12 protein-coding genes are annotated in these 13,479 nt (G+C 69.4%); 6 read left to right on the top strand and 6 right to left on the bottom strand.

All coding sequences use genetic code 11. From position 1 onward, the window contains the following. The first annotated feature begins 6 nt into the window (after nt 1-6). From ribB to CG50_RS09085, 3 genes are all read left to right on the top strand, one after another. On the top strand, nt 7-672 hold the full coding sequence (gene ribB / locus CG50_RS09095) for a 3,4-dihydroxy-2-butanone-4-phosphate synthase (RefSeq protein WP_051909789.1): 666 nt from the start codon (nt 7-9) through the stop codon (nt 670-672). Further along, the gene (locus CG50_RS09090; protein ID WP_036637338.1) at nt 669-2,138 is read left to right on the top strand and encodes an FAD/NAD(P)-binding protein; all 1,470 of its coding nucleotides are present in this window, start codon (nt 669-671) and stop codon (nt 2,136-2,138) included. Before ribB ends, CG50_RS09090 begins: the two co-directional genes overlap by 4 nt. A gap of 115 nt (nt 2,139-2,253) precedes the next feature. Next, nucleotides 2,254-3,498 (top strand): acyl-CoA dehydrogenase family protein, encoded by a 1,245-nt coding sequence (locus CG50_RS09085; protein WP_036637336.1) that lies wholly within the window; start codon nt 2,254-2,256, stop codon nt 3,496-3,498. Between the two features lie 111 nt (nt 3,499-3,609). On the opposite strand, the gene CG50_RS09080 is transcribed toward CG50_RS09085, so the two are convergent. Both CG50_RS09080 and CG50_RS09075 read right to left on the bottom strand, forming a co-directional pair. After that, the gene (locus CG50_RS09080; protein WP_245615657.1) at nt 3,610-4,296 is read right to left on the bottom strand and encodes an RBBP9/YdeN family alpha/beta hydrolase; all 687 of its coding nucleotides are present in this window, start codon (nt 4,294-4,296) and stop codon (nt 3,610-3,612) included. A gap of 130 nt (nt 4,297-4,426) precedes the next feature. Then, nucleotides 4,427-4,918, bottom strand: a complete 492-nt coding sequence (locus CG50_RS09075) for an Lrp/AsnC family transcriptional regulator (RefSeq protein WP_275452231.1) — start codon at nt 4,916-4,918, stop codon at nt 4,427-4,429. A 334-nt stretch (nt 4,919-5,252) separates the two neighbouring features. On the opposite strand from CG50_RS09075, the gene CG50_RS09070 reads away from it, so the two are divergent. Then, entirely contained in the window at nt 5,253-5,477 is a 225-nt protein-coding gene (locus CG50_RS09070; protein ID WP_036637334.1) for a hypothetical protein, read from the top strand. Between the two features lie 76 nt (nt 5,478-5,553). After that, complete coding sequence (locus tag CG50_RS09065) at nt 5,554-6,954, top strand: FAD/NAD(P)-binding protein (protein ID WP_051909785.1); 1,401 nt, start codon at nt 5,554-5,556, stop codon at nt 6,952-6,954. Nucleotides 6,955-7,023: 69 nt separating this feature from the next. Here CG50_RS09065 and CG50_RS09060 read toward each other — a convergent pair whose 3' ends face one another. Together CG50_RS09060 and CG50_RS09055 are read right to left on the bottom strand one after the other, a co-directional pair. Then, nucleotides 7,024-8,439 carry an LLM class flavin-dependent oxidoreductase gene (locus tag CG50_RS09060; RefSeq protein ID WP_036637332.1) on the bottom strand — a complete coding sequence of 472 codons (1,416 nt, stop codon included), beginning with the start codon at nt 8,437-8,439 and terminating at the stop codon, nt 7,024-7,026. Between the two features lie 174 nt (nt 8,440-8,613). Continuing rightward, the gene (locus CG50_RS09055) at nt 8,614-9,882 is read right to left on the bottom strand and encodes an SfnB family sulfur acquisition oxidoreductase (RefSeq protein ID WP_036637330.1); all 1,269 of its coding nucleotides are present in this window, start codon (nt 9,880-9,882) and stop codon (nt 8,614-8,616) included. Nucleotides 9,883-10,238: 356 nt separating this feature from the next. Here CG50_RS09055 and CG50_RS09050 point away from each other — a divergent pair, with 356 nt between their 5' ends. Next, on the top strand, nt 10,239-11,162 hold the full coding sequence (locus CG50_RS09050) for a restriction endonuclease (protein ID WP_036637328.1): 924 nt from the start codon (nt 10,239-10,241) through the stop codon (nt 11,160-11,162). Nucleotides 11,163-11,285: 123 nt separating this feature from the next. Here the strand turns inward: CG50_RS09050 and tatA are convergent, their stop codons facing one another. Together tatA and CG50_RS09040 are read right to left on the bottom strand one after the other, a co-directional pair. Continuing rightward, entirely contained in the window at nt 11,286-11,501 is a 216-nt protein-coding gene (gene tatA, locus CG50_RS09045; protein WP_036637326.1) for a twin-arginine translocase TatA/TatE family subunit, read from the bottom strand. A gap of 33 nt (nt 11,502-11,534) precedes the next feature. After that, nucleotides 11,535-13,463, bottom strand: coding sequence for a potassium transporter Kup (locus tag CG50_RS09040; RefSeq protein WP_081880361.1), 1,929 nt, complete (start codon nt 13,461-13,463; stop codon nt 11,535-11,537). Between the last annotated feature and the right edge of the window lie 16 nt (nt 13,464-13,479).

The raw sequence follows: 13,479 nt of genomic DNA, 5'->3' as shown, positions 1-13,479 counted from the left end.
CAGAAGATGACCGATATCCGTTTTCGCGCGCTCGATGCGCAGGTTCGTCAGGCTCTGGCCCGCATCGCCGCGGGCGGGCTGGTCATGGTGACCGACGACGCCGGGCGCGAGAACGAGGCCGATCTGATCGGCGCGGCCGCCACCCTGGGGCTCGCCGAGCTGGCGTTCATGGTGCGCCACACCACGGGGATCGTGTGCGCCGCGCTCGATCCCGGGCGCTGCGCGGCGTTCGGGCTGCCGCCGATGGTGGCGGGCAATCAGGATCCGAACGGCACCGCCTATACCGTCAGCTGCGACGCGGCGGCCTGCGGCACCGGGGTCTCGGCGGCGGACCGTCTGCTGACGCTGCGAACGCTGGCCGGGGCCCCCGATCCCGCGCGGCTGCGCCGGCCGGGGCATCTGTTCCCGCTGCGCGCCCGTTCGGGCGGCGTGCACGAACGTCCGGGCCATACCGAGGCGGCCTGGGATCTGGCGCGGCTGGCCGGTCTGCCCGGCGTGGGCGTTCTGGCCGAGCTGGTCAATGACGACGGCACGATGATGCGCGGCGCCGATCTGGCGCGGTTCGCGCGCCGTCACGATATCCCGCGGCTGGCGGTCGCCGATCTGATCGCCTGGCGCAGTGCGCGCGAGGCAGCCGGGCAGGCGGCCCTGCCGGCCGGGGTTCCGGCATGAGGACCGCGCCCCCATCCGCCGCCCCGCCGGTGGTGGCGATCCTCGGCGGCGGTTTCACCGGGGCGAGCACGGCGTTTCATCTGTTGCGCGCGATCGGCGGGCAGCCGGTGCGCATCGTGGTGATCGAGCCGCGCGCCGGTCTCGGTCAGGGGCTTGCCTATTCGACCCGGGACCCGAGCCACCGCATCAACGTGCCCGCCGCGCGCATGACGATGGACAGCGCCGATCCGCAGGGGCTGCAAAGCTGGCTGCGGGCGCATCCGGCGAGCCTCGACACCGATCCCGAGGCCCGTCTGCCGGGCGGAGAGCTGTTCGTCCGGCGCCGCACGGTCGGGGATTACGTGGCCGATACGCTCGGCCCCGCCCTCGCGAGCGGCCGGATCGAGCATCTGCGCGCCCGGGCCATCCGTCTCGGCGTTGCCGGCCCGGATCCCGTGCACTTGAACCGCGGTCGCCGGTTCGAGATCGGCTGCGACGAGGGCACCGTTCTCGTGGCGGATCTGGTGGTGCTGGCGCTCAGCCATCCGCCGCCCGGTCTGCCCGCGGCCCTGGCGCCGGTCGCGGGGTCGGCCCGGCTGATCGCCGACAGCACCCTCGGCGGCGACCGGCTGAGCGGGCTGGCCCGGACCGCGGGGCAGATCCTGATCGTGGGCACCGGGCTGACCTCGGCCGATGTGATCGCCAGCCTCGACCGGCAGGGCTATCGCGGCCGGATCACCGCGCTGTCGCGGCATGGGCTGCGCTCGCGCGGGCATGTGTTCGCTCATGCGGCGTCGCTCGCGGATTTCGCCACCGATCCCGCGCGCAGTGCGACGCCGCTTCTGGCGCGCATCCGCCGGGCCGTGGCGCGCGACGCGGCGGCGGGGTTGCCCTGGCAGGCGACGCTCGATGCCGTGCGCCGCGACGCGCCGGCGATCTGGGCGGCGCTGCCGCTGGCCGAGCGCGCGCGCGTGCTGCGCCATCTGCGGGTGTGGTGGGATGTGCATCGCTTCCGCATCGCGCCGCAGCCCGAGGCCGCGATCGAGCGCCGCCTTGCTGCGGGCGGGCTTGAGATCGTCCGCGGCCGGCTGGTTTCGGCGCATGAGGAAGCGGCGGGGCTGCGGATCGGCTGGCGCGTGCCTGAGGGCGCAGCGCTGCACGAACGGATTTTCGATGCGGTCGTCGTGACCACCGGGCCCGCGCATGGCGAGGCGCTGCACCGGATGCCGGTGCTCGCCTCGGCGGCGGAGGCGCGGCTGATCCGCGCCGATCCGCTGCGGCTCGGCCTCGATGTCGCCGACGGGTGCCGGGCGCTCGGCCGCGACGGCGGGGCGGTGCCGGGGCTGTTCGTCGCCGGTCCGCTGGCGCGCGGCGGTGTCGGCGAGCTGATGGGTATCCCCGAGGTGACGCGCCACGCCGAGCTGGTCGCCGCGCGTCTGGCGGTGGCGCTGGCCGACCGGCTTTCGCCCGCCGGGCAGGGCGCCTGAATCGCCCTGACCGAGATCTTGGGCGCGAAGGCGTCCTGTTCCATCCCGGGCGCGGAGGCGCCCTGTTTCCCATGTCACGCCCGCGCCCGTTGCCGGGCCGGAAAAGGAGATCCTCATGACCTTGCACGACACCCGCCCGGCGAATGCGACGGCGGCCCCCGGAACGCCGCCCGAAACCGCCGCGCTGAAGGCCCGGTTCCGCCCGGTGTTCGACCGTATCGCCGAAGGCGCGCTGCGCCGCGAGCGCGAGCGCATCCTGCCGTTCGAGGAAATCGGCTGGCTGAAGGCGTCGGGGTTCACCGCGCTGCGGGTTCCGGTCGAATTCGGCGGCTCGGGGGCATCGCTGGTGCAGTTGTTCGACCTGCTGATCGACTTGGCGCAGGCCGACACCAACATCGCGCAGGCGCTGCGCGGGCATTTCGCGCTGGTCGAGGACCGGCTGGTCGCACCGCGCGCGGAGGGGGCGCGGTGGCTCGCGCGGTTCGGCGCGGGCGAGATCGCCGGCAACGGCTGGACCGAGGTCGGTTCGGTCCGGATCGGCGAGACGATCACCCGCGTCGCTCCGACCGCCGACGGCTTTCGCATCGACGGCGAGAAATTCTATTCGACCGGCACCATCTTCGCCGACTGGATCGACACCTATGCGACGCGCACCGATACCGGCGAGCCGGTGATCGCCATCGTCGCGACCGACCAGCCGGGGATCGAGCGGCGCGACGACTGGACCGGCTTCGGTCAGCGCCTGACCGGCACCGGCACCACCGTCTATACCGGCGCTTATGTCGGGCCCGATGCCGTGCTGCCCTTCGCCCGCCGGTTCCGGTATCAGACCGCGTTCTATCAGCTGGTGCTCGATGCGGTGCTGGCGGGGGCGGCCGGGGCGGCGGTGCGCGATGTCAGCGAGCAGGTGCGCCGGCGCAGCCGCGGTTTCTCGCACGGGTCGGGCACGGTGGTGCGCGAGGATCCGCAGGTGCTTCAGGTCGTCGGGCGGGCGCGGGCCTTTGCCTTCGCGGCCCGGGCGGCGACGCTCGAGGCGGCGCGCGCCGCCCAGACCGCTTACGAGACCTCGCAAGGCGATGACCGGGCGGCCGACGATGCGGCGAATGTCGCGGCCGAAATCGCCTCGGCCGAGGCGCAGATCGTCGCGGCCGATCTGGCGTTGCGCACGACGAGCGATCTGTTCAACGCGCTCAGCGCCTCGGCCTCGGCGACGGGGCTGGCGCTCGACCGGCACTGGCGCAATGCGCGCACCGCGGCGAGCCATAACCCGCTGATCTACAAGGAGCGGATTCTCGGTGACAATGCGGTCAACGGCACCGATCCGGTCTATGTCTGGCAGATCGGCCGGATCGCGGGCTGACCCCGGGGCGGGGCCTGCGTGCCCCGCCTTTCCCGTGCGGCATGAAAAACCGGCCCGGACACGACGTCCGGGCCGGTTGCTTTCGGGCGGGGCGGACCGGTCGGTCCGCCGTCACGCCAGCCGGGCCCAGGACCGGTCGTTCCGGGGCCGGTCATGTCGGGACGGGCTGCCATAGGTCAGACCGGCGGCGTCGCGCAGCGACGGACGGGCGGTGCTTTGCCCTTTCGGTTCCGGTCCGGGAAAGCCGGGGACGTGGGTGTCGGGGGCAAGGGTTTCGGCGGCCAGCGCATTGCGCAGCTCCTTGCCGCGCGGCCAGGGGCCATAGCCGGCCGCGGCATTGATATGCCCGGCAATCCCCTGATCGACGAAGCGACTGCCCCAGCTTTTCGCCAGATCGCGGGCGCGGCCGAAGCGCATCCAGGGATCGTTGCGGCTGGCGACCAGCACCGCAGGCACCGGCAGGCGTCGTTCCGGCAGCGGCGCAAAGGCCGAGATCCGGCCCGACAGCGATACTTCGGCCGGGGCGACGAGCAGGGCCGCGCGCACCCGCAGATCCGGGACCGAGCCAAGCAGCTGCGCGATCAGCACCGCGCCAAGCGAATGGCCCACGAGGATGCTGTCTGGATGGCGCAAGATCATGCCGATCAGTTCGGTCTCCCAGGCGAGAGGATCGGGGCAGGCCGGCGCAGGCAGATCCACCGCGAGGGCACCCGCCTCGGTCGCGGCCCACCAGTGCTGCCAGTGCGGCGCGGGCGAACCGTCAAGGCCGTGCACGATCAGAGTCTTGGGCAGGGTCATCTGTGCCTCCGTGTCTGCCTGAGTGTCCGTATAATCTACAACATCAGTCGTGATTTTGGTTCCAAAGACACCCCGCGCCGGAGAAGCCGCTTTCGCGGCACCGGCGGGCAAGGGAAAGGTCTGGTGCTGCTCAGCGGTGGGTGGTGTCGATCGGATAGGCGGTCGTATACTTGATTCGCTCCATCGCGAAGGTCGAGGTGACGTTCTTGATTGGCACCATGTCGGTGAGCTGGCGGTAGAACTGATCGAAGGCCTCCATGCTGCCCACCGAGACGCGCAGCAGATAGTCGATGTCGCCGGCCATGCGATAGGTCTCCATCACCTCCGGGATCTTCTCGATGGCTGCGGCAAAGTCGTTGCGCCATTGCGGCGAATGGTCGGGGGCCTCGATGCCGACGAAGACCGTGATGCCGAAGCCAAGGCGCAGCGGATCGGCCAGCGCTACGCGCCCGGTCAGAACGCCGGTCGCATCGAGCTTCTGGATCCGTTTCCAGCAGGGGGTCTGCGACAGCCCGACCCGGTCGGCGATGCGCGCGATGGGCAGGGTGGCGTCGCGCATCAGCTCGGCCACGATCTTGCGGTCGATCAGATCGAGGTCGGTCGGCCCCGGGGCCAGGGGCACGATGCCCGCTGGCGGGCGATTGGTCGGTGGAATGCTGGGCACGGCAAGACTCGCTTGATGAAACCTGTCTTGGCTGAGTATGGCAAAATTAGTCTATATTGCACATTGGTAAAGTCGTGATTATTCCGGCCAACTCGCCCCGACCGGCATGGTTTGCCTGCTTCGGCTGCGGGGGAGGGAATGTCTTCCCGGCAGCGTCCGGCCTGTCAGAGAATATGATTCCGCGATGCCGCGATAAAAAGTGAGGAAATTCCGTTGAAATAATACAGTAATCGTGTCGTGATTATCGTGTATTGTGGCGGACACTCTGTCCGGACTGTTCAGGGAGAGCGAGATGACGATCACCCCGGCGACCGGGCCGCGCTCCGTCACCCCCGCCGCGGCGACCTGCGTCGTGCGTCTGATCGACCGGCGCACCGGCCGCACGCCGCAGCGCGACGGGCTGGCGCTTGCGGTGTTCACCGCAGACCCCGGGGCCGCCGCCGCCGCCCTGCTGCGCGGTCGCGACCGGAGCCTGTGGGAGGCGCGGGTGGATCCGCTCGGCCCGCGGGCGGAGTGAACGCCTCCGCTTCGCCGCCACAGGCCCCCATCCCCGCCGCGGCCTGTGCTGCCGCCATCACTGTGAGGAGTTGAGCATGATCCACGAAACGACGATTCCTGTTGCCGCCTTCACCCGGAGTGCGGACTGGCGCGATGTGCTGGTGATCGGAGGGGGCGCGAGCGGCGTGCTGTTCGCGGCCAGCCTGCTCGGCCGGCGAAGCGATCTCCGGGTGACGGTGATCGAGGGGCGGCATCGGCTCGGTTGCGGGATCGCCTATTCGACGCAGGAGCCGGACCATCTGCTCAACACCCGGGTCCGGCAGATGAGCGCCGATCCCGGGGACGAGGAGCATTTTCTGCGCTGGCTGCGGGCCGGGCCGCAGGGCGAGGGGTTCGGCGGCGACAGTTTCGTCAGCCGGGCGAGTTATGGGCGGTATCTGGCGGGGCTGCTGCGGCCCTATGCGGCCTCGGGGCGGCTGTCGTGCGTGACGGCGGAGTGCATCGCGCTGCACGAGCGTCCCGGTGGGGTCAAGGTGACGCTGGCGGGCGGGCAGGTGCTGACGGGCTCCTGTGCAGTGCTCGCGACCGGCCATGTCCAGACCCGCCCCGACCCTTCGGGGCTGGTGGCGCGGGCCTGGGACGAGACCGATCCGCCCGGCCCCGGCGAGACCGTGCTGATCGTCGGGACGGGGCTGTCGATGGTGGACCGGGTGCTGTCGCTCGAACGGGCGGGGCATCGCGGGCCGATCGTGGCGATCTCGCGGCGCGGGTTGCTGCCGCGCTGCCATGCGCAGGGCACTGCGCTGCCCACCGCGCGCGAGGATCTGCCGCTCGGGGCGCCGCTCAGCCGGATGCTCGGCTGGCTGCGGGGGCGGGCGCGCCAGGCCGAGGCCGCGGGGGGCAGCTGGCGCGGCGCGCTCGACGGTATCCGTCCCTGGATCGGCCTGATCTGGCAATCTCTGTCGGTCGGGCAGCGGGCGCGCTTCCTGCGTCACGGTGCATCGTGGTGGGAGGTGCACCGTCACCGCCTCCCCCCGGCCTCGGCCGAACGCATCGCGGCGGCGCTCGCCTCGGGGCGGTTGCAGATCCGCCGGGCGGCCTTCCTGAGCGCCCGACCGGGCGGTCCGCAGGGCATTCGCGCGGCGATCCGGGGGCATGGCACCGGCGTGGAGGAGACCCTCGACGTGGCACGGATCGTCGACTGTCGCGGCATTCGCAACGATCCGGAGCGCCATGCGAGCCCGCTGATCGCAGGATTGCTGGCCGAAGGTGCGGCACGGGTCGATCCGCTGCGGATCGGGCTCGATGTCAGTGCGCAATGCGCGCTGATCGGGGCGGACGGGCGGGAAAGCCGGCGGATCTTCGCCCTCGGTCCGGTGTCGCGCGCCACTTTCTGGGAGATCACCGCAATCCCCGATATCCGTGTGCAGGCCGCCGAGCTCGCGCTCAGGGTCGCCGCACTGGGCGCGGCGCAGACACTGCAGACCCGACGCTGAGGACCGCTCGCAGTCCGGTCCTCAGTCAGGTCGCCAACCCGGCCCTCAGTCAGGCCCTCAGTCCGGCCCTCAGTCCGGTGCGCCAGCCGGTTCGCCCGCCTGCGCCGCAGCTTCGCGCTTCACTCGTTCGATGTCGCGATAGCGATGCGCGGGATGGCTGTCAGGCAGGCGCGGCCCGTCGCCGAACAGCTTCTCGCGCAACGTGCCCTCGCGGTAGCCGGTCACGTAGACGCCGCGCTTTTGCAGCTCCGGCACGACATGGCCGATGACATCGGCGAAGGTCTCATGCGCCAGCGCATAGGCCAGATTGAACCCGTCGATCCCGGTGTCCTCGGTCCAGTCCTGGAGCAGGTCGGCGATCGTCTCGCCCGAGCCCACGAACAGCGGCCCCATGCCGCCGATGCCGCCCCATTTCGCCAGTTCCTCGATGGTCCATACCTTGTCGCCTTCGGAAAGATGCTCGACCGCCGAGACGATGGCATTGGTGCGCACCTTCTTCACCGTGTCTGTCGGCGCATAGGACCCGAAGTCGATCCCGGTCCAGCCCGACATCAGCACCAGCGCCCCGTCACAAGAGGCATAGCGCTGATATTCCTCGTATTTCGCCCGGGCTTTGGCGTCGGTCTCGTCGGTGATGATGGTGGCCATCGCGTAGATCAGGATCTTGTCCGGATCGCGCCCGGCAGCGGCGGCGCGCTCGCGGATCTCTTTCACATAGGCTTTGGTCGCCGATTTCAGCGGCGTCGAGATGAACACGCATTCGGCATGTCCGGCGGCGAAGGCCTTGCCCGCCCCCGAGGCGCCGGCCTGAAACAGCACCGGGGTGCGCTGCGGCGAGGGCTCGCACAAGTGATAGCCCGGCACGTCGAAATAGCGTCCCTTGTGGCCGATCTCGTGGATCTTCACCGGATCGGCGAACAGGCCGCGCTCGCGCTCGCGCAGCACGGCGCCGTCTTCCCAGCTGCCTTCGAGCAGCTTGTAGAGCACTTCGAGATATTCGGCGGCGACGTCATAGCGGTTGTCGTGACTGCGCAGCCCGCCCTGACCGACGTTCTTCGCCCCGCTTTCGAGGTAGGAGGTGACGATGTTCCAGCCGATCCGCCCCCTGGTGTGGTGGTCGGCCGTGCTCAGCCGGCGCGCGAAGGTATAGGGGTGCTCGAACGAGGTCGAGGCGGTGATGCCGATGCCCAGATGCCGCGTCGCCTGAGCGATCGGATTGGCGAGCTGCAACGGATCGTTCACCGGGATCTGCACGCCTTGGCGCAGCGCTGCGTCAAGGCTGCCCTTGTAGACATCGTAATAGCCGATCACGTCGGCGAGGAAGATCGCGTCGAAGAATCCGGTTTCCAGCAGCTTCGCCAGATCGGTCCAGTATTCGAGATCCTTGTATTCTCCCGAGCGGTCGCGCGGGTGGCGCCACAGCCCGGGAGACTGATGCCCGATGCAGTTCATCTCGAAAGCGTTGAAGCGGATCTGCTTGCTCATGGTTTTGTCGTCTTTCGCACAGGGGTGGCGCAGCGCCCCGCACCCCGGCCGGACGGCCGGAGGCAGGCGGGCGCGGAAGGTGAATCGGGCCGGTTTCCGGCGGGTCGCAGCCCTGGAACGGGCGGGGGAGGGCGCCCGTCCCGGATCGCGGCCCGCCTCAGCTTCGCGGGCCTCTCAGTTCCACGGATGACGCGGCGGATGGGTGCCGTTCAGATACCAGTTGCCGACATGGAAGAACTTCCAGCGCACCGGATCGTGCAGCGTATGCACCCGCGCGTTGCGCCAATGCCGGTCGAGCCCGTTCGCCGCCAGAACCGAGCGCGTTCCCGCCAGCTCGAACAGCCGGTTGGTGGCCTCGATCGCGATCTGGGTGGTGAGCACCTTCGCCTCGGCGGTGCGGATCGTCGCCTCGGTCACGCTGTCGAGCGAGGCCTCGGCATAACCGCGGTCGATGGCGCGGCCGGCGATGTCCAGCAGCGCCTCGGCGGCGTGCAGGCGGATCTTCAGATCGCCGATCGCCTGGATCGTGTAGGGGTCTTCGCCCGCGGTTTCCTTGCCGCTGTCGATCCAGGGCCGGCTTTGCGTCCGCACGAAACGGATGGTCTCGTCGATGGCGGCGCGGGCGATGCCGGCGTCGATGGCGGCCTGGATGATCTGCGAGACCGGGCCCTGAACCGACGGATGCACCGAGGTGTCGCGCAACAGCACCGCGCGCTCGCGCGGGACCCGGACCGCGTCGAGCCGCACCGAGCCCGAGGCCGTGGTGCGCTGACCGAAGCCAGACCAGTCGTTGGTGACGCTCAGTCCGGGGGTCTCGCGGTCGGCGAAGACCAGATAGACCCCCTCGGGACCGACGGCGACGATGGGCACGATATGGGCGAGCAGGGCGCCGGTGGTATAGAATTTCTCGCCGCTCACCACGGCCTCGTCGCCCTCGAAGGTGACGCGGGTGCGGAATTCGCCGACCGATTTGGTGCCGAATTCGGAAAACGCATTGCCGAAGCGCAGCCCGGCCAGCGACCAGCCGAAGACCATCTTCTTCTGCGCCTCGGTGCCGTCGAGGTCGATCAGATCGACGATGGCGATGTGGTTTTGCGAGATCTGCGCCACCGCCGGATCGCCGCTCGCGACAATCGCGATGGCCCGGGCGAGCGTGGCGTGTGACAGCCCCGGCCCGCCATATGCCTTCGGCACCAGAATCGACCACAATCCGCTTTGCGAATAGCGGTCGAGCTCGTCGAGCGGCAACAGCCCCTCGCGGTCGCGAAGCTGGGCGCCGCGGGCCAGCTCGGCGGCGAGCGCGGTCGCGGTGGCGATGGCGTCGGCCTCGTCGCGCAAGAGATGCGGCGGCGCGGTGGGGCGCGGGCGCGGCGCCACCGGATCGGCCGAGTTCACGCGCGGATGCAATCTGTGGTCGATCCCGACCTCTGTCAGCGATCCCATCGGGTTTCCTTTCTGTCCGTTTTCTGGGTCTGAGGCCGATCCTCCATTGCAACCCGTTGAAAAGCGGGTGTTTCGGCGGAGGCCCTGTGGGGTGAAGTTTGCCGGTCGGGGGGGCGCCGGGCAAGGAAGCGGGCATGGTCTTTTGCCCCCCGCCGGCAGCGGCTTCGTTCCCCGGGCGGGCGGACCGGCGGGATGTTTGTTCTGCGCTTCGGGGGGCGGTGGCTGCGACGAATCGGCGGACGTCCTGCGTGGTCGTGACGCGGCGATGCGGCGGCGGGCTCCGGGCGGATTGCGGTTCCGGTGCGCGCGATGCTGCCCTATGCTCGCCGCATCCCGTCACGACCGAGGCAAAGACAATGATCCCCGATTACCAGTCTCTGATGCGGCCGGTTCTGGCCTGTGCGGAAAGAGAGCCGCGCAAGGTCTCGGATGTGGTCGAGGAGATTTCCGACACCCTCGGGCTGAGTGCGCAGGAACGTCGCCAGATGCTGCCGAGCGGGCGGCAGACCACGATCGCCAACCGGGTGCACTGGGCGCGCTCTTATCTGAAACAGGCGGGGCTGGTCAGCAATCTGCGGCGCGGCTGGTATGCGCTGACCGATCGCGGCCGGGCGGTTCTTGACGATCCGCAGGTCGTGCTGAACGCGCGCTACCTTGCGCAGTTCGACGAGTTTCAGGCGTTCCGGGCCCGGGGCCACCGGGATCCGGCCGCCCCCGGCCCCGATGCAGAGGAGGCGCAGCAGGAGACCCTGACCCCGGACGAGACGCTCCTTGCCGCGCATCGCCGGCTGGAAGAGGCGCTTGCCGCCTCTCTTCTCGAGGCCGTGCGCTCTGCCTCGCCGGGGTTCTTCGAGACGCTGATCGTCGATCTCTTCCTCGCCATGGGCTATGGCGGCAGTTCCGAGGAGGCGGGGCGCGCGCTTGGGCGCAGCGGCGACAATGGTGTTGACGGGGTGATCGACCAGGATCCTCTCGGGGTCGATCAGATCTATCTTCAGGCCAAGCGCTATGCGGCGGGCTCTGCCGTGGGGTCGGGAGAGATCCGCGACTTTTACGGCGCGCTTGACCTGCATCGGGCGAAGAAGGGGATCTTCGTGACCACCTCGTTTTTCACCGATGCGGCGACGCGGACCGCGGCCGATCTGGGGGCGCGGATCGTGCTGATCGACGGCGAGCATCTGGCCCGGCTGATGATCGGTTACAACATCGGCTGCCGCGACAAGGATGTGCTGCACATCCGGCAGATCGACGAGAGCTATTTCGACGAAACCGCGTCATAGGCTGCGCTCCGGACGATCGGGGCGGCAGACCGGCGACATGCGAGCCGGAGCCATCGGCAGGCCGGGCCAAAGCTCGGCCTGCCGTCAGTCGTGCGGATGCCGGCGTTCGGGGCGGGCTCTGTCTCAGGCTCTGTCCTTGCGCTCTTCGTCTTTGCGCTGCGGTTCGCTGAGGGCTGCGGGCGTCTCGGGCTGGTCGGCTTCGGCGACGCCCTTCTTGAAGGCGGTGATGCCCTTGCCGACCTCGCCCATCAGCGACGACACCTTGCCCCGGCCGAACAGCACGAGGACGACGACGCCGATGATCAGCAGATGCGGCAGGGTGAGAGCATTCGACAACATGGGGAACTCCGTGTCAGGGGATGAGGGGGAATGTCAGACGTTCATCTGTGTGCCAAGCTCGACGACCCGGCCCGCGGGAATGCGGAAGTAATCCGAGGCGCTGGCCGAATTGCGTGACAGGTAGATGAACACGCGCGCCTGCCAGCGAGGCATAAGGCTGCGGCTCGACAACCGCAAGCGGCGCCGCGACAGGATGAACGAGGTCGCCATGATGTCGAACTTCAGCCCCTTGCGGCGGCACAGCATCAGCGCCTGCGGCACATCCGGATCCTCGGCATAGCCATAGCTGAGCAGGATCTGGCGGAACCGCGGCGCGATCTCGGCGATGGACACGCGGGCGGCTTCGGGGACATGGGGCACATTGGCGGTGCGCACCGTCAGGATCATGTTTTGCTCGTGCAAGGCTTTGAAATGCTTGAGGCTGTGCAAAAGCGCCACGGGCGCCATCGCCGGGTCCGCGGTCAGGAAAACGGCCGTTCCGGGCACCGATGCGACGGATTTTTCGTTGATCTGGCCAAGCAGCGTGGCCAGTGGCAGTGCGCTTTCGCTGTCGCGCGCCAGCATCAGCCCGGTGCCGCGCCGCCAGCTCCACATCACCACCAGCATCGCGGCCGCGATACCGATCGGCACGAACCCGCCATCCGCGATCTTGACCAGATTGGCGCCCAGAAACACCAGGTCGATCAGCAGGAACGGAATCATCAGCGCGACCGAGGCCGGGACCGACCATCCCCAGTGCCGGTGCGCCACCACCATCGTCAGCACCGCGGTGATCACCATCGTTCCGGTGACCGAGATGCCATAGGCCGCCGCCAGCGCCGAGGAGGAGCCGAACATGATCACCAGACTCAGCACACCGATCAGCAGCAGCGCGTTGACCGAAGGCAGATAGATCTGGCCCGGATGCGCCTCGGAGGTGTGGCGGATGTTCATGCGCGGCAAAAGCTGCAGCTGCACTGCCTGCTGGGTCAGCGAGAAGGTGCCGGTGATGACCGCCTGACTGGCGATGATCGTGGCGAGCGTCGCCAGGATGACCAGCGGGCTCAGCGCCCAGTCGGGGAACATCAGGTAGAACGGGTTCGACAGGGTTTCGGGATGCACCAGCAGCAGCGCGCCTTGCCCCATGTAGTTCAGCACCAGCGCCGGGAACGCCACCGCGAACCAGCCGAGCCGGATCGGCCGGCGCCCGAAATGGCCCATGTCGGCATAAAGTGCCTCGGCTCCGGTGACGGCGAGGAACACCGCCCCGAGCACCACCAGCGCGACCGCCGGATGCCCCACCATGAAGGCTGCGGCATACCACGGGTTCAGCGCGGCAAGCACCGCAGGTGCGTCCAGAATGCGCCACACCCCCGCCAGCGCCAGCACCGCGAACCACACCAGCATCACCGGGCCGAAGAAGCGCGCGACCGCATCGGTGCCCTGACGCTGGATCGCGAACAGCCCGGCGATGATGCCGATGGCCGCGGGCACCACGAAGCGTTCCGATCCCGGCATCACCAGAACCAGCCCCTCGATCGCCGACAGCACCGAGATCGCCGGCGTGATCAGCGCATCGCCGTAAAACAGCGCCGCCCCGAGGATGCCGAGGATCAGCACCGCCGCGCTCGGCCGGCCGACGGCGCGCTGCGCGAGCGCCAGCAGAGACAGAGTGCCGCCCTCGCCATCGTTGTCGGCGCGCAGCAGGATGGTGACGTATTTCACCGACACGATGACCACGAGCGTCCACAGGATCAGCGACAGCACGCCCAGAACGGTCTCTGCCGGCACCCGGCCGGAACTCGCGCCCGCGGCCGCCACCGCCTCGCGCAGCGCATAAAGCGGCGAGGTGCCGATGTCGCCATAGACCACCCCCACCGCCCCGAGCGTCAGGGCCAGCGTCCGACTGCGGTGCACCGCAGCCGGGCCGGCATCCGGATCGTGCGTGACGTCCCCGTCGGGGACCGTATGTGCGTCGCTCATGAATTGCCTGTGTCTG

The sequence above is a fragment of the Paenirhodobacter enshiensis genome, from assembly GCF_000740785.1.
In the GTDB taxonomy this organism is placed as follows: domain Bacteria; phylum Pseudomonadota; class Alphaproteobacteria; order Rhodobacterales; family Rhodobacteraceae; genus Rhodobacter; species Rhodobacter enshiensis.
This window is presented reverse-complemented; position numbering and strand designations above follow the sequence as displayed.

What these genes read in the sequence shown, in the direction of transcription:
- ribB (WP_051909789.1), top strand. Translation starts at nt 7, where the DNA reads ATGACCGATATCCGTTTTCGCGCGCTCGATGCGCAGGTTCGTCAGGCT.
- CG50_RS09090 (WP_036637338.1), top strand. Translation starts at nt 669, where the DNA reads ATGAGGACCGCGCCCCCATCCGCCGCCCCGCCGGTGGTGGCGATCCTC.
- CG50_RS09085 (WP_036637336.1), top strand. Translation starts at nt 2,254, where the DNA reads ATGACCTTGCACGACACCCGCCCGGCGAATGCGACGGCGGCCCCCGGA.
- CG50_RS09080 (WP_245615657.1), bottom strand. Translation starts at nt 4,296, where the DNA reads ATGACCCTGCCCAAGACTCTGATCGTGCACGGCCTTGACGGTTCGCCC.
- CG50_RS09070 (WP_036637334.1), top strand. Translation starts at nt 5,253, where the DNA reads ATGACGATCACCCCGGCGACCGGGCCGCGCTCCGTCACCCCCGCCGCG.
- CG50_RS09065 (WP_051909785.1), top strand. Translation starts at nt 5,554, where the DNA reads ATGATCCACGAAACGACGATTCCTGTTGCCGCCTTCACCCGGAGTGCG.
- CG50_RS09060 (WP_036637332.1), bottom strand. Translation starts at nt 8,439, where the DNA reads ATGAGCAAGCAGATCCGCTTCAACGCTTTCGAGATGAACTGCATCGGG.
- CG50_RS09055 (WP_036637330.1), bottom strand. Translation starts at nt 9,882, where the DNA reads ATGGGATCGCTGACAGAGGTCGGGATCGACCACAGATTGCATCCGCGC.
- CG50_RS09050 (WP_036637328.1), top strand. Translation starts at nt 10,239, where the DNA reads ATGATCCCCGATTACCAGTCTCTGATGCGGCCGGTTCTGGCCTGTGCG.
- tatA (WP_036637326.1), bottom strand. Translation starts at nt 11,501, where the DNA reads ATGTTGTCGAATGCTCTCACCCTGCCGCATCTGCTGATCATCGGCGTC.
- CG50_RS09040 (WP_081880361.1), bottom strand. Translation starts at nt 13,463, where the DNA reads ATGAGCGACGCACATACGGTCCCCGACGGGGACGTCACGCACGATCCG.